This is a genomic window from Massilia sp. TSP1-1-2 (assembly GCF_049896185.1).
Classification (GTDB): domain Bacteria; phylum Pseudomonadota; class Gammaproteobacteria; order Burkholderiales; family Burkholderiaceae_D; genus Telluria_A.
In genome coordinates this window covers 169,956-192,836 of the sequence record NZ_JAFCTU010000002.1, presented here as the reverse complement: position 1 = coordinate 192,836, position 22,881 = coordinate 169,956, and the positions used below count along the sequence as shown (strand labels likewise).

Here is a 22,881-nt window from a genome sequence, read left to right as displayed (position 1 = left end):
TAGGGGCGCCGTCCCTCGCGCCGGCGTCGACGTGCACCGGTCACGTTACACCGCCCACAAAGGACTTTCATGGACGATTTAATACGGTATTTCTCGACAGAAGATTTTATGCCGCACGGCCATTGCTACTTGTGGGAACCAGTTTTACTCTGGCTGCATGTGGGCTCCGATACGCTGATTGCACTTGCCTACTTTACTATTCCGTTGACATTGATCTACTTTGTTCGTCGCCGCAAAGATTTGCAATTTAACTGGATATTCGTGTGCTTTGCCGTTTTCATCCTCGCCTGTGGCACCAGTCACGTGATGGAGGTCTGGACCGTATGGCATCCCGCATACTGGCTCTCGGGGGCAATCAAGGCAATCACGGCACTGGCATCGATTCCCACCGCTATTTTGCTGGTCAAGTTGATACCCTTCGCGCTTGCGCTGCCCAGTCCCTCGGCGCTGAGCGCCAGCAACGAACAGCTGCGACTGGAAATCGAAGACCGCATCCGCATCGAGTCGATGCTCAGTCAAAAGAACCTTGAACTGAGCGCGCTGAACGACGAGCTCAAGGCGTTTAGCTATTCCGTGTCGCACGATTTGCGTGCACCACTGCGCAGCATGGACGGTTTTTCACTTGCGCTGCTCGAGGATTACGATCAGCAGCTCGATGCAAGCGGCAAGGACGCCCTGCAGCGAATCCGGAATGCCAGCCAACGCATGGGGCAGTTGATTGACGACTTGCTACGCCTGTCCGATGTGGGGCGTGTCGAGCTCAAACTTGCGAACCTCGACTTGAGCGCGCTATGCACCGGTATCGCCGCCGAGCTGACTGCGGAACATCCAAAGCGCCAGCTCGAATGGGTGATCGAACCAGGCATGCACATGCACGGCGACAAAGCGCTGTTGCGGATCGTGCTGCAAAACCTGATCGAGAATGCGTGGAAATTTACTGCCAAGGTGGCCAAGCCTGTGATTCGTATCGGCAGCACCGCGCAGCCAGGCGGGGGGGTGTACTTTGTGGCCGACAATGGTGCTGGATTCGACATGCGAAATGCGCCAAAACTGTTCGGTGCTTTTCAACGCCTTCACCATACGGCCGACTTTCCTGGCACCGGCATTGGCCTAGCGCTGGTCAATCGCATTATTCAGCGCCATGGTGGCCGCATCTGGCCCGAGGCCGAGGTGGGCCATGGCGCGACGTTCTATTTTTCCACCAAAGAGGTTGAGCATGGCACAGCATCCTGACGTGCTGCTGTTGGTCGAGGACAATCTCGATGACGTGGCGTTGACCTTGCGCGCATTCCGCCTGGCCAAAATGACCCATCCGGTAATTGTGGTGCATGACGGCGGTGAAGCGCTCAACTATTTGTTCGGCTGCGGCCAGCAAGCCTTGCCCAAGCTGGTTGTGCTGGACCTGAAACTGGTCGGTCTCGGCGGCATCGAGGTGCTCAAAGCGATCCGCGCCGACGCCCGTACCCGTCTGGTCCCGGTGTTGATCCTGACCTCGTCGATGCTCGACGACGACGTGGTGGCGTGCTACACGCTGGGCGCGAACAGCTACCTGGTCAAGCCCATCGCTTTTTCGCAATTTGTCGAGATGATGATCGCCATTACAAGCTATTGGCTGACTTTGAATCACAACGCGCCAGCGCAGGTCCGCGCATGAGGCGAGCGCTCAAGGTGTTACTTGTGGAGGACTCGGAAGACGACGCCGCACTGGTCATGCGCGCGCTCAACAAGGCGGGCTTTGACCTGAGCGCGCAGCGCGTGCACGACGGCGCAGCGCTTGCCGAAGCACTCGCCGATCCATGGGATGCGGTTCTTTCGGATTTTTCCATGCCTGGCTACAGTAGCTTGGAGGCACTGAGACTGTGCCGAACGCTGCATGGCGACATCCCATTCATCCTCGTTTCCGGCACCGTCGGCGAGGAAATGGCGGTCGCGGTCATGAAGGCGGGCGCCAATGATTACGTCATGAAGCACAATCTGGCACGCCTGGGACCAGCCTTGCTGCGCGAACTGGACGATGCCAGCGCGCGTGCCAGCCTGCGCCGCGCGCAGTTGGACCTGATCGATAGTGAAAAACGCTTTCACGCGTTCATGGATGCGAGTCCTTTCGTCGCATCGATCAAGGATCATGATGGCCGCTATCTTTACATGAACAAGGGATGGAGTACGGCTTACGGGGTGGCGAGCGAACTGCGGATCGGCCGGACGGATGCGTCCGCGCAGCCTGGTAGCGGCGTCATGTCGGGCGTGCGTGACGAACAGGTGCTGGCAGACGGCGCCATCATTGAAACCATTGACGAGTTTCACCAGCCCGATATGGAGATGTCTTACTGGAAACGTACCCGATTTCCCTTTGTCGGCGCGTCAGGACAGCGTTTGCTTGGGGAATTTTCAACCGACGTGACCGCGCTCAAGGCGTCGGAAGAGACGATCCACAAGCTCGTCTTTCTCGATCCCTTGACAGGATTGCCGAACCGGCGCTTGATGCAAGACCGGCTTTCCCACGCCTTGGCACTGACCGAGCGCAGCACACAGTATGGTGCGCTGCTGTTCCTGGACCTGGACAATTTTAAAACACTCAACGACACGCTTGGGCACGACGCTGGTGATCAGATCTTGAAGCAGACTGCCGCTCGGCTGGGCTCGGCCATGCGGGCGCACGACACCGTCGCCCGCGCAGGCGGTGACGAATTCGTTATCATTATCGAGCGCTTGAGCTGCATGGAGGCCGTCGCCGCCAACGAGGTATATGCCATCGCGTGCAAGATCATCGGCTTGATCAATACACCGTACGTGCTCAATGGTGGCGAGTACAGCATCTCTGCAAGCATTGGCATCACCCTGTTTTGCGACACCCGTTGTTCACCCGAGGAATTGATGAAGCGCGCCGACATTGCGATGTACAGCGCCAAGGCAAACGGGCGCAACACCCAAATGATGTTCGATCCCGCGATGCAAACGCGCATTGCGACGCGCAACGCGCTGGAAGCAGATCTTCGCCAGGGCCTCAAGCGACGTCACTTTTTGCTTTACTATCAAGCGCAAGTCGATAGCGCCGGAGAACTTTTCGGAGTGGAAGCTTTGTTGCGCCTACAACACCCAGAAAGAGGATTGGTCCTGCCGGCAACATTCATCGGCCTGGCCGAAGAAACCGGCCTTATTTGCGATTTGGGCTATTGGACACTGGAAACTGCCTGCGCCCAATTGGTCGACTGGTCGCATGATTGTGCACGCGCCCAACTGACCATCGCCGTGAACGTCAGCGCGCGTCAATTTCGCGATATCAATTTTGTCGAGCGCGTACTCGACATCGTTGATCACAGCGGCGCCAACCCGCATCGACTCATACTCGAGCTGACGGAAAGCTTGTTATTGGATCAGTTGGAGAGTTCAATCGGCAAGATGGTCGCACTGCGTCAGCACGGTATTCGCTTTTCTCTGGATGATTTCGGCACAGGTTTTTCTTCACTGTCTTATCTGAAACGCTTGCCGCTATACGAGATCAAGATTGACCGGTCGTTCGTCCAGGACGTGATTGATAACGCCAACGACGCTGTGATCGTGCTCTCGATTATCGACTTGGCCCACAATTTTGGCATCGAAGTGATCGCCGAGGGCGTGGAAACCCTTGCGCAGCGTGACTTCCTCTTGCGCAGTGGTTGCACGCGGCTCCAGGGATATCTATTTGGACGCCCCGAACCGCTGGCTAAACTGAACTATGGCCGCTTCACAGCTGAGACAGTGGCTTTCCATGAACCATGTGCAGGCTAAGACCAGGTCGACCTTGCCCGATCGGCCAAGACAGTTAACGCCAGTTATAAGATGCGAGCGTGCCCAAGGCAATATGTCGGGCATCGCTCATGATGATGAAAACCACGAGCGGTGCGAGAGCGCCAGGAAGCAAGCGCCGTCGTACGCTGATCCCGCAAGACGGTGTAGCCGCCTCATGCGAATGACAGCGCAGGTGGGGTAACGCTGGCGTCGGCCGTGCGCGCGCCCGTCATCGCCTGCAGCTGGACCGCCGTGAGGTTGAAAACGGCGTGCGGATGGCCGGCTGCGGCCCACACGCTGGGGTAATTGAACAGCTTGCGGTCAATCAGCACCAGCGACGCGGTCGGGTGCCCGATGGGGCATACGCCGCCAATCGCGTAGCCGGTCTTTTCCTTGACGAAGCGGGCGTTTGCCTTGCCGATCGGTCCCACCAGCGCCGCGACCTTGGCTTCGTCCACCCGGTCGGCCCCGCTGGCGAGAATCATGACGGCCACGTCGTCGGCCAGGCGCCGGAACACGATCGCCTTGGCGATCTCGGCCACGTTACAACCCAGGCTGCGCGCCGCTTCCGCAGACGTTTTACCCGATTCGGGCAGCATCACGATGGGCTTGTCATGCTGCATGGCGCCCAGCAGGGCGGCAACGCGCTGCACGCTGTCAGGAAGCGTTATGTCGTTATTCAAATTTTTCTCCTCGTCGACAGTTTAAGTTTCATTATGCAACAGGGGGCACAGTAAACAATGGGTGGTTGCGGCATGCACACGGTTAACGGTAAGCTTGCCGTGACACCGGCACCACCCTTTCTAAGGCGGCACACCATGGTTTCTCCGTCCCGATGAAGATCGACTCCCGAAGCGGGCGCGGCGACATCCGCAAACAGCAGGCGCTGCGCTTGCGCCGGCTGGTCCTGGGCGCGGTCTCTTATTTGTTTACGCTGGCCCTGGTCGTCATCTACTGGTACCTCGGCTATTTTGCCATGCCGGTCGTGCTGACGTATGCCGCCATCGTGCTGGCCTTGAACGCCTTCTTTTTTGCCGCCATCAAGACCAGCGTCAATTTGCGCCTGGCCGATCCGAGCATGACGCTGGCCATTCACGGCCTGTTCCAATTCCGCCTGCGCGACTTTGTCGTTCTGACGCTGGTGATGGGCGGCTATGCGGCGCTGATCGTGCCAAGGAAGAAGGGGCGCAACCGCTGCCAGGTCGCCGCGCCCGGCGCTTTTCCCACACCATTGACCAGCATTGAGGAGACTACATGAAGCATATTCGTCCATTCCCGGCGCCCAGCCGGTCTGCCATCGGCGCCTTGCTGGCGCTGTGCATCGTTGGTTTGAGCGGCTGCGGCGGTGGTGGTGGGGGCGGGGGTGGGGCAACTTTGCCGCCGCCACCGGTGGTGGTGCAGCCGGGTTCTCCGGGCGACTTTGGCGGCAAGCAGCTGGCGAGCGTGGCGCGCACTGGCGTGGCCGGCAACTGGGGCTACACCGCGCCGGACGGCGCGCGCTATGCACTGATGGGCACCGCCAAGGGCATCCTGGTGCTCGACCTGCGCGACAGTGCCAACGTGCGCGTGGTCGACGAGATCGACGGCCCGACCAATACGCCGTCGCCCGGCGTTTACTGGCGCGAGATGCGCGTCTACGGCACCCATGCCTACATCGTCTCGGAGCAGGACAATGTGCGCGGCGGGGTCATGATCCTCGATTTGTCGGCGCTGCCGGCCTCGGTGCGCTTCGTGAAAAGCTTCGCCCCGCGCGACGGCACGCTGCGCGCGCACACGATCGACATCGATACTGCGCGCGGCCTGGCGTACCTTCAGCGGCCCGTCAGCGTCGCGCCTCCAGCGCCAGCGCCCATCAGCGCGCCGCTGCTCGATGCGCCCGCGCCAGCAGTGTTCGGCGGCGCCATGGCGGCGGCCCACACCGAGGGCGAACATGAACATGGCGGCCCGAGCGACGGTTCGGTTGAAGTGTGGGACCTCAAGACCGATCCTGAAAACCCGCGCTACATCACCACCTTCAACCTGAACAAGTCGGTGCACGACATGACCGCCGTCGGCAACCTGGTGTACGTGGCCGAGGGCACGGCCAACAGCTGGTCGATCTGGGACCTGACAACGCCCGCCGCGCCCAGGCTCTTGGTGCGCTGGGTGGGCACGCCGGGTAACTTCGCGCACAACATCTGGCCGAGCGGCGACGGCACTTTTGTGGTGACGACCGAGGAAGTGCCCGCCGGCCTGCCGGCACGGGTCTGGCGCTTGAATGGCGCAGCCGCGCCGACCCAGCTCTCGACGTTCAAGGTGGGCACCGGCACGCCGCACAACGTGATCATGGAGGGTAATATGGCTTACCTGAGCCACTACACCGAAGGCGCAGTGGCGGTCGACCTGTCCAACCCCGCCGTGCCCAAGGTGGTGATGCGGGTCGATACCAGCGCGCTGGCGGGCCCCGGCTACAGCGGCTGCTGGGGCGTCTATAAATTTCCCGGACTGCCGCTGCTCACGTGCAGCGATATCGAAACCGGTTTCCACCTGATCAGCATCACACCTTGAAAGCGCCGCATGCAATTTGAAACACTCGCCGTCAGCCTCGACGGCCACATCGCCACCATTGCCCTGAACCGCCCCGAGAAAGCGAACGCCATGAACCTGGCGATGTGGCACGACATCCGCTCGGCCTTCAAATGGGTCGATGCGACGCCCCAGGCGCGCGCGTGGCGATCCTCGAAGGCGAAGGCAAGTGCTTCACCTCTGGGATCGACCTGAAGATGATGATGGGCCTGGGCGCGCAGATCGAGGACCAGTGCGAAGGGCGCATGCGCGAAGCGCTGCGCGCCGTGATCGTCGACTTGCAGGACACCTTGAGCAGCCTGGAACGCTGCCGCAAGCCGGTGCTGGCGGCCGTGCACGGCGCCTGCATCGGCGGAGGTATCGATCTGATCACCTGCGCCGACATGCGCTACTGCTCGGCCGACGCGTATTTTTCGATCAAGGAAATCGATATCGGCATGGTCGCCGACGTCGGCACCTTGCAGCGCTTGCCGCGCCTGATCGGCGAGGGCATCACGCGCGAACTGGCCTACACGGCGCGCCGCGTGGAGGCGCCAGAAGCGCGCAAGATTGGCCTGGTCAACCGCGTGTTCGGCACGCGCGAGGAACTGGGCGCGGGCGTGCGCGAGATCGCCGCGGCGATCGCGGCCCGCTCGCCGCTGGCGATCCGCGGCACCAAGGAGATGATCAGCTATGCGCGCGACCATACGGTGGCCGACGGCTTGAATTATGTCGCCACCTGGAATGCGGCGATGCTGATGTCCGAAGACCTGCAAAAGGCAATGATGGCGAACATGAGCGGGCAGGCGGCCGAGTTTCGCGACTAAAGTGGCGGCTGCGGGGCTGCACGGCTGCAGCACTGCGTCTGGCGCGTAAATTGCTAATGACAAGGGAAAGCGCATTCTCGCGCCTCACTTTATTATTGCAATAATGCCAACAAGCCAGACGCCAACACCGCGCACACTGCGCATCGTCGTCGTCAACACGGTCGTTCTCGACGGCGACGAACAAGACCACGCGCTGGCCGCCCAGGTCCGGCGCGGCAACGCCTTGCGCATCGGGCTGCTGGAGTCGGGCTACGATATCGTCGCCTCGCTGCCGGCCGACATGTACCTGCCCGAACGGATCGCCCAGCTCCAGCCGGACATGATCATCATCGACGCGCAGTCCGATGCGCGCGACGTCCTCGAACACATCGTCATCGCCAGCCGCGACGAGCGGCGCCCCATCGTGCTGTTTACCGACGACGACACCACGCGCAGCATGGATGCGGCGATGGCGGCGGGCGTCTCGGCGTACGTGGTGGCCGGCCTGCACAGCGAGCGTATCAAGCCGGTGCTCAACGTGGCGCTGGCGCGCTTTCGGCAAGAGCAAAAGCTGCTGGCCGAACTGGAAGACACGCGCCACAAGCTGGCCGAGCGCAAGGTGATCGACCGCGCCAAGGGACTGCTGATGAACAGCGCGCGCTTGAGCGAAGAGCAGGCGTACCAAAAGCTGCGCAGCATGGCGATGAACAAGAACATGAAGCTGGCTGACATCGCCCAGCGCATCCTCGACGTGGAAGACTTGCTCGGCTGACCTGGTGCACGCCCCGGCGCACCATTTTGGGATTATGTTGCACCGCAATGTAGCGCCGCGGGCAAAGGTACTGTCAATATGCCCCGCCTTACCCTGGCACGCGGATTGCTAACCATAGCTTATCGGATCAATGGCGATCCCCTGAATAATTTGCGCTGATCTAACGACGGATTGGCAGGACAACGGCGTCCGACCAGCTCCGGTTTTTCATGACCGGGTCCTGGCCGGACGCCATTTTGTTTTCTACACGGGATAGATCATGGCCACCAAAGCAAACAGTATTGCGCTTTTCACTTTCAACACGCCGCAGATGCGTGCCTTTCACCTGACCTGGATGGCGTTTTTCGTCTGCTTTTTCGCCTGGTTCGCCTGCGCACCGCTGATGCCCATCATCAAAGGCGAATTCGGCCTGACCATGGGACAGGTGGCCAACATCAATATCGCCGCCGTCGCCATCACTATCCTGGTGCGCCTGATCATCGGCCCGATGTGCGACCGCTTCGGTCCGCGCAAAGCCTACACCGCGCTGCTTGCGTTAGGCGCCATTCCCGTGCTCGGCGTGGCCGCCTCGCAAAGCTACGAGAGCTTCCTGTTTTTCCGTCTGGGGATTGGCGCGGTGGGCGCAAGTTTCGTGATCACGCAGTACCACACGTCCGTCATGTTCGCCCCGAAAGTGGTGGGCACGGCCAACGCGGCCGCTGCCGGCTGGGGCAACGCGGGCGGCGGCGCAGCGCAAGCGCTGATGCCTTTGCTGGTGGGCGCGCTCGTCATGGCGGGCGTTTCCAGTACGCTCGGCTGGCGCGTGGCGCTGGTGGTGCCGGGCGTGCTGATGATCAGCATGGCCTTCGTCTACTGGAACTTCACCCAGGACTGCCCGTTGGGTAACTACGACGCCATGCGCAAGGCCGGCATCCCGATCGAAGGCGGCAAGAAGGGCGGCTGGTCCAGCTTCAAGGCGGCCAGCGCCAACTACCGCGTGTGGCTGCTGTTCGTCACTTACGGCGCCTGCTTCGGAATCGAGATCTTCATCCACAACGTGGCGGCCGTGTACTACGTCGACCATTTCGGCCTGTCCTTGAAGTCGGCCGGCCTGGCTGCCGGCAGCTTCGGTTTGCTGGCCCTGTTTGCCCGCGCGCTGGGCGGCTGGCTGTCCGACAAGATGGCGTTGCGCGGCAACCTCAATAGCCGCGTCACGCTGCTGTTCGTGATGATGATCGGCGAAGGCCTGGGCCTGTTGTGGTTTTCAAAAGCCGACAACGTGACCTTTGCCGTCATCGCCATGCTGGTCTTTGGCCTGTTCACCCACATGGCTTGCGGTGCGACGTACGCACTGGTGCCGTTCATCGACAACAAGGCACTCGGCGGCGTGGCCGGCATCATCGGCGCCGGCGGCAACGTGGGCGCGGTGGCGGCGGGCTTTCTGATGAAAGGTACCGGCGACATCCAGCAAACGCTCGGCATCCTATCATTCATGGTGCTGCTGTCGGCCATTTGCGCCATCGCCGTGCGCTTGACGGCTGCGGTCGACGCCACGGTTGACGCCAAGGTTGACGCCAAGCTTGGTGCCACAGCGGCCATCGCTCAAGGAAAACTGGCATGAGAATCATCGTCATCGGCCACGGCATGGTGGGCCACAAATTTCTCGAGTCGCTCAATAGCAGCAACGTGCCCGATCTTGAAGTCACGGTCTTGTGCGAAGAGCCGCGCGCGGCCTATGACCGGGTGCACCTGTCCGAATTTTTCGCCGGTAAATCGGCAGACGACCTGTCGCTGGTGCCGTCGGGGTTTTTCGACAACGGCAACATGCTGCTGAAGGTCAATGCGCGCGCGGTGGAAGTGGACCGCGCCGGCAAGACCGTCACGCTGCGCAGCGGCGAGGTGCTCGAATACGACAAGCTGGTGTTTGCCACCGGTTCTTATCCGTTCGTGCCGCCGCTGGCCGGCAAGGACCGCAAGGACTGTTTCGTCTATCGCACCATTGAAGACCTGGAGAAGATGCTCGAATGCGGCAAGCGCTCCAAGACCGGCGTGGTGATTGGCGGGGGCCTGCTGGGCCTGGAATGCGCCAAGGCGCTGGTCGACATGCAATTGCAGACCCACGTGGTCGAATTTGCGCCGCGCCTGATGGCGGTGCAGGTCGACGACGGCGGCGCGCGCGTGCTGCGCGCCAAGATCGAAGACCTGGGCGTGACGGTCCACACCCACAAGAACACGCTGGAAATTGTCGATGGCGAGGAGGGCACGCACCGCATGCGCTTTGCCGACGGCACGCATCTGGACACCGACATGATCGTGTTCTCGGCCGGGATTCGCCCGCGCGACCAGCTGGCGCGCGGCTGCGGCCTGGCGGTCGGCGCGCGCGGCGGCATCGCGATCGACAACAGCTGCCTGACGTCCGACCCGGACGTGTATGCCATTGGCGAATGCGCGCTGTGGAACGGCCAGGTGTTCGGCCTGGTGGCGCCCGGCTACGACATGGCGCGCGTGGCGGCGCGCCACATCGCCGGCGAGCAGGCGGCCCAGTTCACCGGCGCCGACATGAGCACCAAGCTCAAACTGATGGGCGTGGACGTGGCCAGCATTGGCGACCCGCACGGCGCCGTTGCCGGCAGCCGCTCGTACCAGTTCATGGACGAGCGCAAGCAGGTGTACAAGAAGATCGTCGTCTCCGAATGCGGCAAATACCTGCTTGGCGGCGTGATGGTGGGCGACGCCGCCGAATACGGCACGCTGCTGCAGATGATGTTAAACAAGATCGAGCTGCCGGAGTCGCCCGAGTTCCTGATTCTGCCTTCGTCGGACGGCAAGGCCAGGCCCGCCCTGGGCGTGGACGCCTTGCCCGACAGCGCGCAGATCTGCTCGTGCAACGATGTCTCCAAGGGCGCAATCTGCGCGGCCGTGTGCGGCGGCGCCACGACCATTGGCGCGCTCAAGAGCTGTACCAATGCCGGCACCTCGTGCGGCGGCTGCGTGCCGCTGGTCACGCAGGTGATGAAGGCCGAGATGAAAAAGCAGGGCATGGCGGTCAACAACCACCTGTGCGAACACTTCCCGTATTCGCGCCAGGAGATTTTTCACCTGGTGAAGGTCGGCCAAATCAAGACCTTCGGCGACCTGCTGGCCGCGCATGGCAAGGGCCTGGGTTGCGACATCTGCAAACCGGTGGCGGCCAGCGTGCTGGCCTCGACCTGGAACGACTTTGTGCTCAAACCCGAGCACGCGGGCCTGCAGGATTCGAACGACTACTTCCTGGGCAATATCCAGAAAGATGGCACCTATTCGGTGGTGCCGCGCATGGCGGGCGGCGAAGTGACGGCCGACGGGCTGATTGCGGTGGGCACAGTGGCCAAGAAATATGGCCTGTACACCAAGATCACGGGCGGGCAGCGGGTCGACCTGTTCGGCGCGCGCGTCGAGCAGCTGCCGCTGATCTGGGAAGAGCTGATCGCGGCCGGCTTCGAGTCCGGCCATGCGTATGGCAAGTCGCTGCGCACGGTCAAATCGTGCGTGGGTTCCACCTGGTGCCGCTACGGCGTGGCCGACAGCGTCGGCTTTGCGATTGCACTGGAAAACCGCTACAAGGGCTTGCGCACGCCCCACAAGATCAAGTTCGGCGTCTCGGGCTGCACCCGCGAGTGCGCCGAAGCGCAGGGCAAGGACGTGGGCTTGATCGCCACCGAGAAGGGCTGGAACCTGTACGTGTGCGGCAATGGCGGCATGAAGCCGCGCCACGCGGAGCTGATCGCGTCGGACCTGGATGAAGCGAGCGTGGTGCGCTACATCGACCGCTTCCTGATGTTTTATACGCGCACCGCCGACCGCCTGCAGCGCACCAGCGTCTGGCGCGACAACCTCGAAGGCGGGCTCGAATACCTGAAAGACGTGATCATCAACGACAAGCTGGGCCTGGCCGCCTCGCTTGAAGCGGACATGCAGCACGTGGTCAACACCTACGCCTGCGAATGGAAAGCGGCAGTCGAGGATCCGGCCACGCGCGCGCGCTTTCGTACCTTCGTCAACAGCGACAAGGAAGACCAGAACGTGGTCTTCATGCCGGAGCGCGGCCAGATCCGCCCCGCCACCATTGAAGAGCGCAAACGCGTCATTCCCATCGCCGTCAAAACAGCCTGACTGGAGCATCACATGCATCGCGATATTCAAATGGACAACTGGACTGCCGTCTGTGCGCTGGACGCCATCGTGCCCAACACCGGCGTGTGCGCGCTGATCGGCGGCGAACATGTGGCGGTCTTCAACGTGGCCGCCGGCGAGCAGCGCTTTTATGCGATCGGCAATTTTGATCCGAACAGCGGCGCCTCGGTGCTCTCGCGCGGCATGGTCGGCAACCTGGGCGAACGGATCGTCGTCGCCTCGCCCATCTACAAGCAGCACTTCGACCTGGCCACCGGCGAATGCCTGGAAGCGCCGGAGCATTCGGTGGCGAGCTACCGCACCCGGATCGAGGGCGGCAAGGTGTGGGTCGCATCGTGATCCGGCTGCCCGGGAAAGTCGCCTTGCCGCGCGCGGCCGCGGCCCAGAAGCGCGACGCGGCGCGCCAGACCCCTGCGCCGGCGCGTCAGTCGCTGGTCGTGATCGGCAACGGCATGGCCGGCATGCGCACGGTCGAGGAGTTGCTCAAGCTGGCGCCGGACCTGTATGACATCACCGTCTTCGGCGCCGAGCCGCACGGGAACTACAACCGCATCCTGCTTTCGCCGGTGCTGGCCGGCGACAAGAGCATGGACGACATCATGATACATACCCGGGCATGGTATGCCGAAAACGGTATCGCATTGCATGCGGGCGACCCGATCGTCCACATCGACCGCCGCCGGCGCCTGGTGCGCGCCAAGTCGGGCCGCGAAGTGTGGTATGACCGGCTCCTGATGGCGACCGGCTCAAACCCGTTCATCATCCCGGTGCCGGGGCACAAGCTGGCCGGCGTGATCGGTTTTCGCGACATCAATGACGTCGACACGATGCTCGCAGCGTCCAGGAGCGGCGGGCGCGCGGTGGTCATCGGCGGCGGCCTGCTCGGGCTGGAGGCGGCCAACGGCCTGCAGCGGCGCGGCATGCACGTGACCGTGGTGCACGTGACCGACAGCCTGATGAACATGCAGCTCGATAAACCGGCCTCGCTCATGCTGCGCCATGCGCTGGAGGCGAAGGGCCTGCATTTCATGCTTGAGGCCCACACGTCGGAAATTGTCGGCGACCAGCGCGTGAGCGCCGTGCGCTTCAAGGACGGCAGCCAGATCGCGGCCGACCTGGTGGTGATGGCCGCCGGCGTGCGCCCCAACATCGCGCTGGCGCAGGAAGCCGGCCTGCACTGCGAACGCGCGATCGTGGTGGACGACACGCTGCAAACGTACGACCCGCGCGTGTACGCGGTGGGCGAATGCGTGCAGCACCGCAGCGCCATCTTTGGCCTGGTGGCCCCGATCTGGGATCAGGCCAAAGTCTGCGCTGAACACCTGGCCCAAAAAGGCCACCGCCGCTACGTACAGGCAGCCACCGCCACCAGGCTCAAAGTGACCGGCGTCGACCTGTATTCGGTGGGCGACTTCATTGGCGGCGAGGGCAGCGAAGACCTGGTCTTGCGCGACCCGCGGCGCGGCGTCTACAAACGGCTGGTCCTGGCCGGTAACCGCATCGCCGGCGCCGTGTTGTACGGCGACGTGCAGGATGGACCCTGGTACTTTGGCCTGATCCAGAACCGTACCGATATCTCGGCCATGCGCAGCCGCCTGCTGTTTGGCGAAGCCTTGTGCGCGCAAGCTGCCGCTTGAGTAGCCCAGCTGCCGCATAACCTGTCCCCCCCGCCCCCGGAGCATTGCATGAACCTATCCCCCATCCCCCTGGCCATCAAGAGTACCTGCCCGTACTGCGGCGTGGGTTGCGGCATCACCGCCACGCCCTTGCCGGACGGCGCCATCGCCATCGCGGGCGACGCCAGCCACATGGCCAATCGCGGGCGACTGTGCGTCAAGGGCGCCGCACTCGGCGAAACGCTCAGCCTGGACGGGCGGCTGCTGCATCCGGCGCTGCGGGACAGCGAGGGCGTGCTGCGCCAGGCCTCGTGGGACGACGCCATCGAACGCGTGGCCACCGGTTTTGCGGACATCATCGCCGAGCATGGACCCGATGCGGTGGCGCTGTACGTGTCGGGCCAGTTGCTCACGGAAGACTACTACGTCGCCAACAAGCTGATGAAAGGGTATGTGGGCAGCGCCAACATCGACACCAATTCGCGCCTGTGCATGTCGTCGTCGGTGGCGGGGCACAAGCGCGCGTTTGGCGCGGACCTGGTGCCGGGCTGCTACGACGACTTCGACGAAGCCGACATGATCGTGCTGGTGGGCGCCAACAGCGCATGGTGCCATCCGATCCTGTTCCAGCGCATCGCGCGCCTGAAAGAGGCGCGCCCGGAGGTGCAGGTGGTCGTCATCGACCCGCGCCGCACCGCCACCTGCGAGATCGCCGACCTGCACCTGCCGGTCAAGCCGGGCACCGATGTCTGGCTGTTCAATGGCCTGCTCAGTTACCTCGCGCGCAGCCATGCCTGCGACGAGCGCTTCATCGAGCAGCATACCAGCGGAATGGCCGAAGCGATGGTCGCGGCGGACACCGAGCTGCTCGACGTGGCGCGCACCTGCCGCCTCGATCCGCACGACCTGCTCGCGTTCTACCGCCATTTCGAGGCCACCACCAAGGTCGTGACGGCGTTTTCGCAAGGCGTGAACCAGTCTTCGGCCGGCACCGACAAGGTGAACGCGATCATCAACTGCCACCTGGTCACGGGGCGCATCGGCAAACCGGGCATGGGGCCGTTTTCACTGACCGGGCAGCCCAATGCCATGGGCGGGCGTGAAGTGGGTGGGCTGGCCAACATGCTGGCCGCGCACATGGAGCTGGCCAACCCGGCGCACCGCGCCATGGTGCAGGAGTTCTGGCAGTCGCCCCGCATCGCCGGCAAGGCCGGCCTGAAAGCGGTCGACCTGTTCCACGCGATCGAGCAGGGCACGGTCAAGGCGGTATGGATCATTGCAACGAACCCCATGGTGAGCCTGCCGGACGCCAACCAGGTCCAGCGCGCGCTCGAAAAATGCGAGCTGGTGGTGGTGTCCGACATCGTCGGCACGACCGACACCAGCGCCTTTGCCGACGTGCTGCTGCCCGCTTTGGGCTGGGGCGAAAAAGACGGCACGGTCACCAACTCGGAGCGCTGCATTTCGCGCCAGCGCGCTTTCATGCCGGCACCCGGCGAGGCGCGCGCCGACTGGCGCATTCTGTGCGATGTGGCGCAGCGTATGGGCTTTGGCGGCTTTGACTTTGAATCGGCGCACGCGGTGTTCGACGAACACGCGCGCCTGTCGATCCACCGCAACGAAGGCGCGACGGTGCGCGTGTTCAACCTGGCCGGGCTGGCCGGCATGGACGCTCGCCAGTACGAACAGCTGGCGCCAGTGCAGTGGCCGGTGACCCCCGAGGGCGCGGGCACTGCGCGCCTGTTCCAGGATGGGCGCTTTGCGCACCCGGACGGCAAGGCGCGCTTTGTGGCGACGGCGCCGCGCGCCCCGGCCCACGCCGTCTCGCCTGAATTTCCGCTGGTGCTCAATACCGGCCGCGTGCGCGACCAGTGGCACACCATGTCGCGCACGGGACGCGCGCCGCGCCTGGCCGAGCATACGTCGGAGCCGTTCATCGACATGCATCCGCAAGATGCGCTGCGCTACGGCGTGCGCGAGGGCGAGCTGGCGCGCGTGAGCAGCGAATGGGGCGCGATGGTGGTGCGCGTGCAGCATGGCGGGGGCATCGCGCGCGGCGGCGTGTTCGTGCCGATCCACTGGAATGGGCAGAATGCGTCGGATGCGCGGGTGGGCACGCTGGTCAATCCGGCGGTCGATCCGGTGTCGGGCGAGCCTGAATTCAAGCATACGCCGGTCAACGTGGAGCGCTTCGGCGTCAACTGGCATGCGTTTGTCTTGAGCCGCAGCGAGCTCAATCTGGACAGTGTGGCGCACTGGACGCGGGTGCAGGGACGCGGCTTTGTGCGCTATGAACTGGCAGGGCGCAAGGCCATGCTTGAGCGTAGCGCGTGGGCGCGCGAGCTGCTTGGCGTGGTGGACGCCGACGCCGACTGGCTCGATTACGAAGACAGCAGCGGTGGCGTGTACCGGGCCGTGCACGTGGTCGGCGAGCGCATCGAGCAATGCATCTTTTTGTCGCCGCGGCCTGACTTGCCGGCGCGGGCCTGGCTGGCCGAATTGTTTTCCAAGGAGACGTTGACGCCGGGCGACCGCGCCGGCGTGTTGTCGGGCCAGGCGCTGGGCATGCGCGCCGACGCGGGCGCTACCGTATGCTCGTGCTTTGGCGTGGGCCGCAACATGATCTGCGACGCTATCATCAAGAACGACCTGAAAACCGTGGCCGAGGTCACTGCCTGCGTAAAGGCGGGTGGCAATTGCGGCTCCTGCGTACCCGAGATCAAGGTGATTCTGGTGGAAACGCGGGTGCGGGAGACGGCGTAAGGGCGGCGCTGTTGCAAGCGCCGGGGCCGTTGGCCGTCGCTCCGTCAAACCTTTTTGACGAACTCCGTCTTGAGGCTCATGGCGCCGAAGCCGTCGATCTTGCAATCGATATCGTGGTCGCTGTCGACCAGGCGAATATTCTTGACCTTGGTGCCCATCTTGACGGTCCCGCCGCCACCCTTGAGCTTGAGGTCCTTGATGACGGTGACGGTGTCGCCATCTTGCAGCACATTGCCTGCCGCATCCCGATATACCTTCGCTTCATCGGCGGCGAACGCCTGGGCTTGCCATTCGTGGCCGCACTCGGGACACACGTAACCGCCGCCATCCTCGTAAGTGAATGCGCCATTGCATTGGGGGCAGGGTGGGAGTGTGCTCATCGGACTATCCTTCGACAAAGGCGCCAGTATACGCTTCGATTCGCGCGGGCCGGCGAATCATTTGGCCGCGCCATGGTCGAACCAGATTGGACAAGCCGAGGGGACGAACATGGTCAACGCAGTCGTCAGGATTTTTGATGCTTTTGAACGTGCGCAAGTCGCGCGCGAAGCCTTGCTGGCCGAAGGCTTTGAAGCGAGCGACATCCTGGTCAGTGTCGCCAATGATGAGGCGGGGCCGGTGCATGGGAATTTCACGGTCGGCAATTCGCCAGTTGAGAGCGATAGTCATACCTACGAGCGCAATTATGCCAATCCGGCGCGCAACGTCCACTGCATCATGACGGTGGCCGCGGCCGACGCCGCGCTGGCCGGCCGGGCCGATGCGATCCTGGCGCAGCATGGCGCCCGCGCCATCGATGACCCGGCTTCGCGGGCAAGCCTGCGGTAGCCGCCGGCAAAGGTGCTGGCGGGGCAGTGGCGGCGCTACATTAGCATCATTGGCGACGTGCCTGGCTCGGTGGCAGTGCCCGCTTTGCCGAGCGACCGTCGCCGCGCCAGCGTTGCCGGAAAGCGCGGCGCGGCCTCTCTGCGTAGCCTGATCCAGCACGGTAGGGCGGATAAGCGAACGCGCAATCCGCCACGCGCCGCCCGGGACGCACCCAGTTGGGCGGATAAACGAACGCGCAGTCTGCCAGCGCTGCCCGATCCACCACCCCGTAGGGCCATCGCGAGCAGTTCTAAAAAATGGCTCACCAGAATCGTGTGCGAGGACGACGTGGCTCTGCAGCACTGTCGTCCCTTCGGCAACATCCCCGGCAGGGCGGATCGGCCAACAGCGTCGCTTCGCCCTCCCGGCAGCGGCCTGCGTCGCATTTGCCAAAAAGTGTTGGACTATGGCCCCGGTCTCACAAGCGGTCCCGCCTCAGTGCAGGAACTTGCTGGTGGACGCCGCGTTCTTGCTCCCGGCCCGCATGATGGCGCCGCGTTCGACGAGCGACTTCATGCGCGTGAGGTCTTCATCCATCTGGCGTTTGGGGTCTTTTCCCAGCAGCGACGCCAGTGCATGGCCCAGTGCGCCGGCCGGCGGCCGGTACGCCATGCGCACCGTGACCCGCGTGCCACCGTAAATGGGTTCGAAACCGATGGCGCCCGACTGCTGCACTTCTGCGCCAGGCTCGCTCTCCCAAGCCAGCCGCCGCGGCCTGCTATGTTCGGTCAACACGGCGTTCCAGGCAAACTGACTGCCGGCCGGACCCTTGACAACCCAGTGGGAGCGACCTTCGCCCAGGTCTTGCACATCGATAACGTTTGACATGAAGCGCGGGAAATTTTCGTAGTTGGCAAACAGGTCGAACACCTGCTCGACCGGCGCGTCAATGCGGATAGTTTGTTCCACCTCGACGTTTTGTCCGCCTGCGCCGGCCGCCAGCTTGAGCAAGGGCCGCTTGCCAGTGGCGCGCACCAGCAGCGCCAGTCCGGCCAGTCCCATGGCCATGCCGATCGGGGAGCGCGGCGCCACCAGGCCCGCCAAGCCCAGCACGCTGGCGCCCGCTAGCGTGCTGCCGCGCATGGCGCCGCGGCCGGATGCCTTGCTTGAAGTGTCGCCGCCCGCGTAGGGGCGCCTCTCGGATTGGTAGGCGGACTTTGGGGTGCGCTGGGCGCCGTGGGGATCGGTTGAGTGGGCATCGGAGTGAGCATCGGTTTGGGCAGCCGAATGGTCAGCGGAACGGGGCCTGGAATGGTCATCTGAATGGTCAGCGGAACGGTCAGCGGAATAGCCAGCAGAATAGCCAGCGGCATGAGCGTTATCGGAGTGGCCGTTCGGCTGCGCCTCGGTGCGCGTGTCAGCGCCGAAAGCACGTTGCAACGCCTCGGCGCCTTGGCGCAGCATGCCGCTTGCGCGTTGCGACACGCCGTCAGTCAACTGCGCAGCAGGCTCCCGGCGCGCGGCATGGCAGGCAGCCCTGCTGGCGCCATGCATCACCTTGTCGAGCGCGTCGCCGGTCTTGCGGCCGAGCCTGCGCAGCTTGTCGCCCGACTCGGCGCGACGCGGTGCGCCGCGCTCCGGGTCGAGTATATACATGGCAAGGGCGCCAATGGCGGCTCTGGCTATCCACTTGCCCAGTTGCAGGTCCTGGTCGGTCGCGTGTTTCATCGTTTCCTCCTTGATGTGATTGTCGATTTGCGTGTTGTTCATGAATGGCTGGCGCGCTCGCGCGGTTCCTGCTCGCACCAGGCTTGTGCCAGCAGGTCGATGACCTCGTCGTCCGTGGTCTGGTCGAACTGGCGGTACCACTGGCTGACGGCGCGAAACGGGTGCGGGCGGACCAGGCAAATAAGTTCGTCGACCTCAGCGGCGAGAACGGCGCAGGTGTCGGCGGCGCCCACGGGGACCGCCGCCAGCAGGCGGGCAGGAGCCTGGGCGCGGGCGAGCGCAATAGCGGCGCGCATGCTTGAACCGGTAGCCAGGCCGTCGTCGACGAGGATGACGGTGCGCGCCGCCAACGGAGGGGCAGGGCGACCGCCCCGGTAGCGGCGCTCCCGGCGGTCGATTTCAGCGAGCTCGCGGGTGCACATTTCCTCAAGCATGGCAGGTGTGATGCCGGCATGCTGCAGCACGCCACGCTGCACGACGCGCACGCCGCCACTGGCGACCGCGCCGATTGCGAACTCTTCCTGGCCGGGCATGCCCAGCTTGCGCACCAGCAGGATGTCAAGCGCCAGCCCAAGCGCATGAGCGACCGCGAAACCGACCGGCACGCCGCCGCGCGGCAGCGCCAGCACGATGGCGCCAGGATCGATTGCGTGCTCATGCAGGGCAAGCGAAAGCTGCTTGCCCGCGTGTGCGCGGTCCCGGAACGGTTTGATCATGGCCATGCTTCTTTGACAGCGGGCCTGCACACCGGTTGCATCGACAATGATAAAAAGGCCCGCCGGGCAGAAATGCCGAGCGGGCCTGGTGTCAACGGGGCGGCAATTACTGGATGGTGATGCGGGTTGCCGCGCTACCTTGCTTCTTGGGCAGCGTGAGAGTCAGAATGCCGTTTTCCATGCGCGCTTGGGTGCCGGCCTCATCGACCTCCACGGGCAGCATGAAGGTGCGCACGAACTTGCTCGCGCCGCGCTCTGCATACAACACGTTTTCGCCTTCACGCTGCTCCTGCTCGCGCCTGGACTCGCCTTCGATCGTGACGCGCTGGTGCTCGATGGCGACCTTCACGTCTTCCTTTTTCACGCCTGGCAATTCGGCCTGCACTTCAAAGGACCGGTCGGTCTCGCTGACGTTCAGGCGTGCACTGACCGTTCCTTCGGCGGGCCACTGCCCGAGTGCGCCACCGTGCGCGAATGGCGCCAGCATTTCTTCGAACATATTCTCGACCAGTTGCCCAAACCGGTCGTCTAGCGCGCGCGGCCGATAGCCGGCCATTGCCGACGGGGTACGCCGGATAATGTTGTTCATCATGACCTCCTTTCGTAAGCGTATGGACAGGAACATGGGGAGAGTGCACGGCAAGTGCACGGGGGGCGCAGGGGAATACTGGCTCCCGCAGCATCGTTATAAGTCGCGCCAGGCCCGGTTTCAAGGGCCATCGCGCAAGGTGGCGAGCATAATGGCGCGTCTTTGAGCGAGCGCAAACCACACGCGTAGGCGCCGATATAACTGGCTTGCGCGCTGTCGAACTTGCGGGAGGAAAAAGCCATGAGTGAAACCCTGTTGTGGTCCTGGTGGCTGTTGGGCTTGCGCGGCATGATCGCCGTGCTGTTCGGCATTGCGGCCATCGTATGGCCCGCGATCACGCTGATCACCCTGGCGGCGCTATTTGCCGCCTTTGCGCTGTTGGCCGGCGCTGTCTGGGTCTTCGGCGCCGTCCAGCACCGCAAGGCCGACCGGCGCTGGTGGGTCATGCTGCTGCTGGGTGCCTTCAGCGTGGGCGCCGGCATCATCGCCGCGCTGCATCCGGGCGTGACAACGGTGGCGCTGATCTTGCTGATGGGCGCCAACGCACTGGTCAGCGGCACGCTTGACATCGTTGTCGCTGTACGTGTGCGCAAGTTCATGAAGGGCGAACTGCTGCTGATATTAAGCGGCATCGCCTCCATCCTGTTCGGCATGGTCGTGCTGCTGTTTACCACCGGTGCCGGCGCGCTGGCGCTGGCGTGGTTGACCGGTTTCTATGCCATCGTGACGGGCGCATTGCTGCTTGCACTGGCGCTGCAGGTGCGCGCGTGGTTGCGCCTCAACGGCGGGCGCAGCAGTGGGCCGGCGGGGGCGGTGTAGGGCATGGCGCTTGGCCGCCTCCGCGGACTTGCTTCAGCCTAACTGAGCGCTGTGAAATGCCAGATGGTCTTCCATGAACGTCGAGATGAAATAGTAACCGTGGTCATAGTCCGCGTGGCGACGCAGCTCCAGCTTTTGCCCGGCCTTGCGGCAAGCCGCTTCAAACCTGTCCGGGTGCAATTGCTCGGCCAGGAACTTGTCGCCCAAGCCCTGGTCAATCAAGATACCCTGGGGGAAGGGCGCCTGCATGCTGGCCATTAGTTCGCTGGCGTCGTACTGGCGCCACGCGGCGTGGTCTCCGCCCAAATAGTTGCTGAAAGCTTTCTCGCCCCATGGACAGTGCATGGGCGCGGCAATCGGCGCAAACGCCGACACCGAGCGAAATAGGTCGGGCCGGCGCAGCGCCAGCACCAACGCGCCGTGCCCGCCCATCGAGTGGCCAAACACGCCGATGCGCGCGGCATCGGCGTTCAGCTCGGCCACGACCAGCGCGTGCAGCTCCGTGATGTAGCTGTCCATGCGGTAGTGGCGGCCCCACGGTTGCTCGGTGGCGTCAAGGTAAAACCCAGCGCCGGCGCCAAAGTCCCACGCTGCCGTTTCGCCTTCGATGCCAGCGCCGCGCGGGCTGGTGTCGGGCGCGATCAGCATCAAGCCTTTGCGCGCGGCCACGCGCTGGGCGCCGGCCTTGGTCATAAAGGTTTCTTCGTTGCAGGTCAGGCCGGCCAGGTAAAACAGCGCCGGCAATGCACCGGGACCTGTTGAAGGCGGGATGAACACCGAAAAACGCATCGGCAGCCCGATCGCGCTTGATGCGTGGCGATAAAAGCGCTGGACACCGCCAAAGCAGGCGTGTTCACTGATCAGTTCGAGCATAGATGTTCCAGGCATGGTTTTCTCAGAGATCAAGCGTCCCGACAAGGACAATGCACCAGTATGCCTTTTTGCCCGACCCCTTGCCAGCCCCGGCCTGCTCAGTGGGCGCGGCCGAGGTTACGGTCGACCACTTGCTCGACCTCGGCAAAGTCGTTTCCGGTGACCTTGAGCTGATTGGCGATGAGCGTATAACGGGCGCGAATTTCCAGTTCGCGCGGCGTCTGCTCGCCGGGCAGGCGGGTGGCGTCCGGCACCGCGCTCGCCGCTTCTATGGACAACAGGTGCGTATTGCTGGCCCAAGCTCCCAGGCGCACGCCTGCGTAGAGCATCTTGGCCTGCAGCTGCGAACAACCGCCTGCAAGGCAAGCAAAGTAAAACATGGCGTCGGATTCGGCGCGCAGCACGCCTTCGCGGCCGACGGCGGCGTCATGCACGAGCGCTGCGCGCCGGTAGTTGCCGGTGTACGGGCTACCCACGGACGACCATAGCGTGCGCGGAATGCTGGCGCCATTGATGACGGTGCCGGCCGGAACATCCCAGCGGCGCCCGTCCTGGTCGAGATACCAGAAATCTTCGATCACTTGCATGTCGCGGTCGTCGCCGCGGTCGGACAGCCACATGGTTTTGGGATTACCTGAAAAAGCACCATAGCTCATTATTTTTCTCCAATTGGGTGTTAAACCGATTACACGACTTGCAAGGACAGCAGCGGTACACTCACCGGAGCCATTCCCCGTTTGAACGCGCGCACGGCGCGCAGTTCACGGACGGTAGCATAATTGCCAGCATCGTCACGACCGCGCCAACGGGCGCCGCGCCCATACTGCCAGAGGCGCCGCGAAAAATAGTCATGCACCAAATCTCCGCCGGGGTCAGTTCCCCCATTACGACACGGCCTCGACCGTAACCCGGGCTACGGTCGAGGCCG

At 63.6% G+C, this 22,881-nt stretch carries 22 protein-coding genes; 15 read left to right on the top strand and 7 right to left on the bottom strand.

Features of this window, described 5'->3' with window-relative positions; genetic code table 11:
* Positions 1 to 69 precede the first annotated feature (69 nt).
* The 3 genes from ACP7BV_RS02800 to ACP7BV_RS02790 are packed head-to-tail and all read left to right on the top strand — an operon-like array spanning position 70 to position 3,768.
* Positions 70 to 1,233, top strand: a complete 1,164-nt coding sequence (locus ACP7BV_RS02800; RefSeq protein WP_426101276.1) for a sensor histidine kinase — start codon at positions 70 to 72, stop codon at positions 1,231 to 1,233.
* A complete protein-coding gene (locus ACP7BV_RS02795) occupies positions 1,217 to 1,654 on the top strand; it encodes a response regulator (RefSeq protein ID WP_426101274.1) in 438 nt (145 codons plus the stop codon). Before ACP7BV_RS02800 ends, ACP7BV_RS02795 begins: the two co-directional genes overlap by 17 nt.
* Positions 1,651 to 3,768 (top strand): putative bifunctional diguanylate cyclase/phosphodiesterase, encoded by a 2,118-nt coding sequence (locus ACP7BV_RS02790; protein WP_426101272.1) that lies wholly within the window; start codon positions 1,651 to 1,653, stop codon positions 3,766 to 3,768. Before ACP7BV_RS02795 ends, ACP7BV_RS02790 begins: the two co-directional genes overlap by 4 nt.
* Positions 3,769 to 3,941: 173 nt before the next feature.
* Here the strand turns inward: ACP7BV_RS02790 and ACP7BV_RS02785 are convergent, their stop codons facing one another.
* Entirely contained in the window at positions 3,942 to 4,391 is a 450-nt protein-coding gene (locus ACP7BV_RS02785; protein ID WP_426101410.1) for a YbaK/EbsC family protein, read from the bottom strand.
* Positions 4,392 to 4,603: 212 nt separating this feature from the next.
* Here ACP7BV_RS02785 and ACP7BV_RS02780 point away from each other — a divergent pair, with 212 nt between their 5' ends.
* From ACP7BV_RS02780 to ACP7BV_RS02735, 10 genes are all read left to right on the top strand, one after another.
* Positions 4,604 to 5,026 (top strand): hypothetical protein, encoded by a 423-nt coding sequence (locus ACP7BV_RS02780; RefSeq protein WP_426101270.1) that lies wholly within the window; start codon positions 4,604 to 4,606, stop codon positions 5,024 to 5,026.
* Positions 5,023 to 6,315 carry an LVIVD repeat-containing protein gene (locus ACP7BV_RS02775; RefSeq protein WP_426101268.1) on the top strand — a complete coding sequence of 431 codons (1,293 nt, stop codon included), beginning with the start codon at positions 5,023 to 5,025 and terminating at the stop codon, positions 6,313 to 6,315. The genes ACP7BV_RS02780 and ACP7BV_RS02775 overlap by 4 nt, the downstream gene beginning before the upstream one ends.
* 9 nt (positions 6,316 to 6,324) lie before the next feature.
* Positions 6,325 to 6,528: a hypothetical protein gene (locus ACP7BV_RS02770; RefSeq protein WP_426101266.1), complete on the top strand. Its 204-nt coding sequence runs from the start codon at positions 6,325 to 6,327 to the stop codon at positions 6,526 to 6,528.
* Positions 6,477 to 7,139, top strand: coding sequence for a crotonase/enoyl-CoA hydratase family protein (locus ACP7BV_RS02765; protein ID WP_426101264.1), 663 nt, complete (start codon positions 6,477 to 6,479; stop codon positions 7,137 to 7,139). Before ACP7BV_RS02770 ends, ACP7BV_RS02765 begins: the two co-directional genes overlap by 52 nt.
* A 103-nt stretch (positions 7,140 to 7,242) precedes the next feature.
* Positions 7,243 to 7,890 carry an ANTAR domain-containing response regulator gene (locus ACP7BV_RS02760; protein ID WP_426101262.1) on the top strand — a complete coding sequence of 216 codons (648 nt, stop codon included), beginning with the start codon at positions 7,243 to 7,245 and terminating at the stop codon, positions 7,888 to 7,890.
* Between the two features lie 259 nt (positions 7,891 to 8,149).
* Positions 8,150 to 9,490, top strand: coding sequence for an MFS transporter (locus ACP7BV_RS02755; protein WP_426101260.1), 1,341 nt, complete (start codon positions 8,150 to 8,152; stop codon positions 9,488 to 9,490).
* On the top strand, positions 9,487 to 12,021 hold the full coding sequence (gene nirB, locus ACP7BV_RS02750) for a nitrite reductase large subunit NirB (protein ID WP_426101258.1): 2,535 nt from the start codon (positions 9,487 to 9,489) through the stop codon (positions 12,019 to 12,021). The genes ACP7BV_RS02755 and nirB overlap by 4 nt, the downstream gene beginning before the upstream one ends.
* A gap of 12 nt (positions 12,022 to 12,033) precedes the next feature.
* Positions 12,034 to 12,381: a nitrite reductase small subunit NirD gene (nirD, locus tag ACP7BV_RS02745; RefSeq protein WP_426101256.1), complete on the top strand. Its 348-nt coding sequence runs from the start codon at positions 12,034 to 12,036 to the stop codon at positions 12,379 to 12,381.
* A gap of 23 nt (positions 12,382 to 12,404) precedes the next feature.
* Complete coding sequence (locus tag ACP7BV_RS02740; RefSeq protein ID WP_426101408.1) at positions 12,405 to 13,679, top strand: NAD(P)/FAD-dependent oxidoreductase; 1,275 nt, start codon at positions 12,405 to 12,407, stop codon at positions 13,677 to 13,679.
* Positions 13,680 to 13,727: 48 nt separating this feature from the next.
* Positions 13,728 to 16,421, top strand: coding sequence for a molybdopterin-dependent oxidoreductase (locus ACP7BV_RS02735; protein WP_426101254.1), 2,694 nt, complete (start codon positions 13,728 to 13,730; stop codon positions 16,419 to 16,421).
* Positions 16,422 to 16,465: 44 nt separating this feature from the next.
* On the opposite strand, the gene ACP7BV_RS02730 is transcribed toward ACP7BV_RS02735, so the two are convergent.
* Positions 16,466 to 16,801 carry a zinc ribbon domain-containing protein YjdM gene (locus ACP7BV_RS02730; RefSeq protein WP_426101252.1) on the bottom strand — a complete coding sequence of 112 codons (336 nt, stop codon included), beginning with the start codon at positions 16,799 to 16,801 and terminating at the stop codon, positions 16,466 to 16,468.
* A 109-nt stretch (positions 16,802 to 16,910) separates the two neighbouring features.
* Here ACP7BV_RS02730 and ACP7BV_RS02725 point away from each other — a divergent pair, with 109 nt between their 5' ends.
* Positions 16,911 to 17,249 (top strand): hypothetical protein, encoded by a 339-nt coding sequence (locus ACP7BV_RS02725; protein ID WP_426101250.1) that lies wholly within the window; start codon positions 16,911 to 16,913, stop codon positions 17,247 to 17,249.
* A gap of 474 nt (positions 17,250 to 17,723) precedes the next feature.
* Here ACP7BV_RS02725 and ACP7BV_RS02720 read toward each other — a convergent pair whose 3' ends face one another.
* The 3 genes from ACP7BV_RS02720 to ACP7BV_RS02710 all read right to left on the bottom strand — a co-directional run bounded on the left by ACP7BV_RS02720 (position 17,724) and on the right by ACP7BV_RS02710 (position 20,264).
* Positions 17,724 to 18,998 (bottom strand): SRPBCC family protein, encoded by a 1,275-nt coding sequence (locus ACP7BV_RS02720; RefSeq protein WP_426101248.1) that lies wholly within the window; start codon positions 18,996 to 18,998, stop codon positions 17,724 to 17,726.
* Positions 18,995 to 19,672, bottom strand: a complete 678-nt coding sequence (locus tag ACP7BV_RS02715; RefSeq protein ID WP_426101246.1) for a phosphoribosyltransferase — start codon at positions 19,670 to 19,672, stop codon at positions 18,995 to 18,997. Before ACP7BV_RS02715 ends, ACP7BV_RS02720 begins: the two co-directional genes overlap by 4 nt.
* A gap of 106 nt (positions 19,673 to 19,778) precedes the next feature.
* A complete protein-coding gene (locus ACP7BV_RS02710; RefSeq protein ID WP_426101244.1) occupies positions 19,779 to 20,264 on the bottom strand; it encodes an Hsp20/alpha crystallin family protein in 486 nt (161 codons plus the stop codon).
* A gap of 237 nt (positions 20,265 to 20,501) precedes the next feature.
* Between ACP7BV_RS02710 and ACP7BV_RS02705 the strand changes: the two genes are divergently transcribed.
* The gene (locus ACP7BV_RS02705; RefSeq protein ID WP_426101242.1) at positions 20,502 to 21,080 is read left to right on the top strand and encodes an HdeD family acid-resistance protein; all 579 of its coding nucleotides are present in this window, start codon (positions 20,502 to 20,504) and stop codon (positions 21,078 to 21,080) included.
* Positions 21,081 to 21,113: 33 nt separating this feature from the next.
* Here ACP7BV_RS02705 and fghA read toward each other — a convergent pair whose 3' ends face one another.
* Both fghA and ACP7BV_RS02695 read right to left on the bottom strand, forming a co-directional pair.
* Positions 21,114 to 21,953 (bottom strand): S-formylglutathione hydrolase, encoded by an 840-nt coding sequence (gene fghA / locus ACP7BV_RS02700; RefSeq protein ID WP_426101406.1) that lies wholly within the window; start codon positions 21,951 to 21,953, stop codon positions 21,114 to 21,116.
* A gap of 98 nt (positions 21,954 to 22,051) precedes the next feature.
* Positions 22,052 to 22,609 carry a DUF1353 domain-containing protein gene (locus ACP7BV_RS02695; RefSeq protein ID WP_426101240.1) on the bottom strand — a complete coding sequence of 186 codons (558 nt, stop codon included), beginning with the start codon at positions 22,607 to 22,609 and terminating at the stop codon, positions 22,052 to 22,054.
* Positions 22,610 to 22,881: the final 272 nt, after the last annotated feature.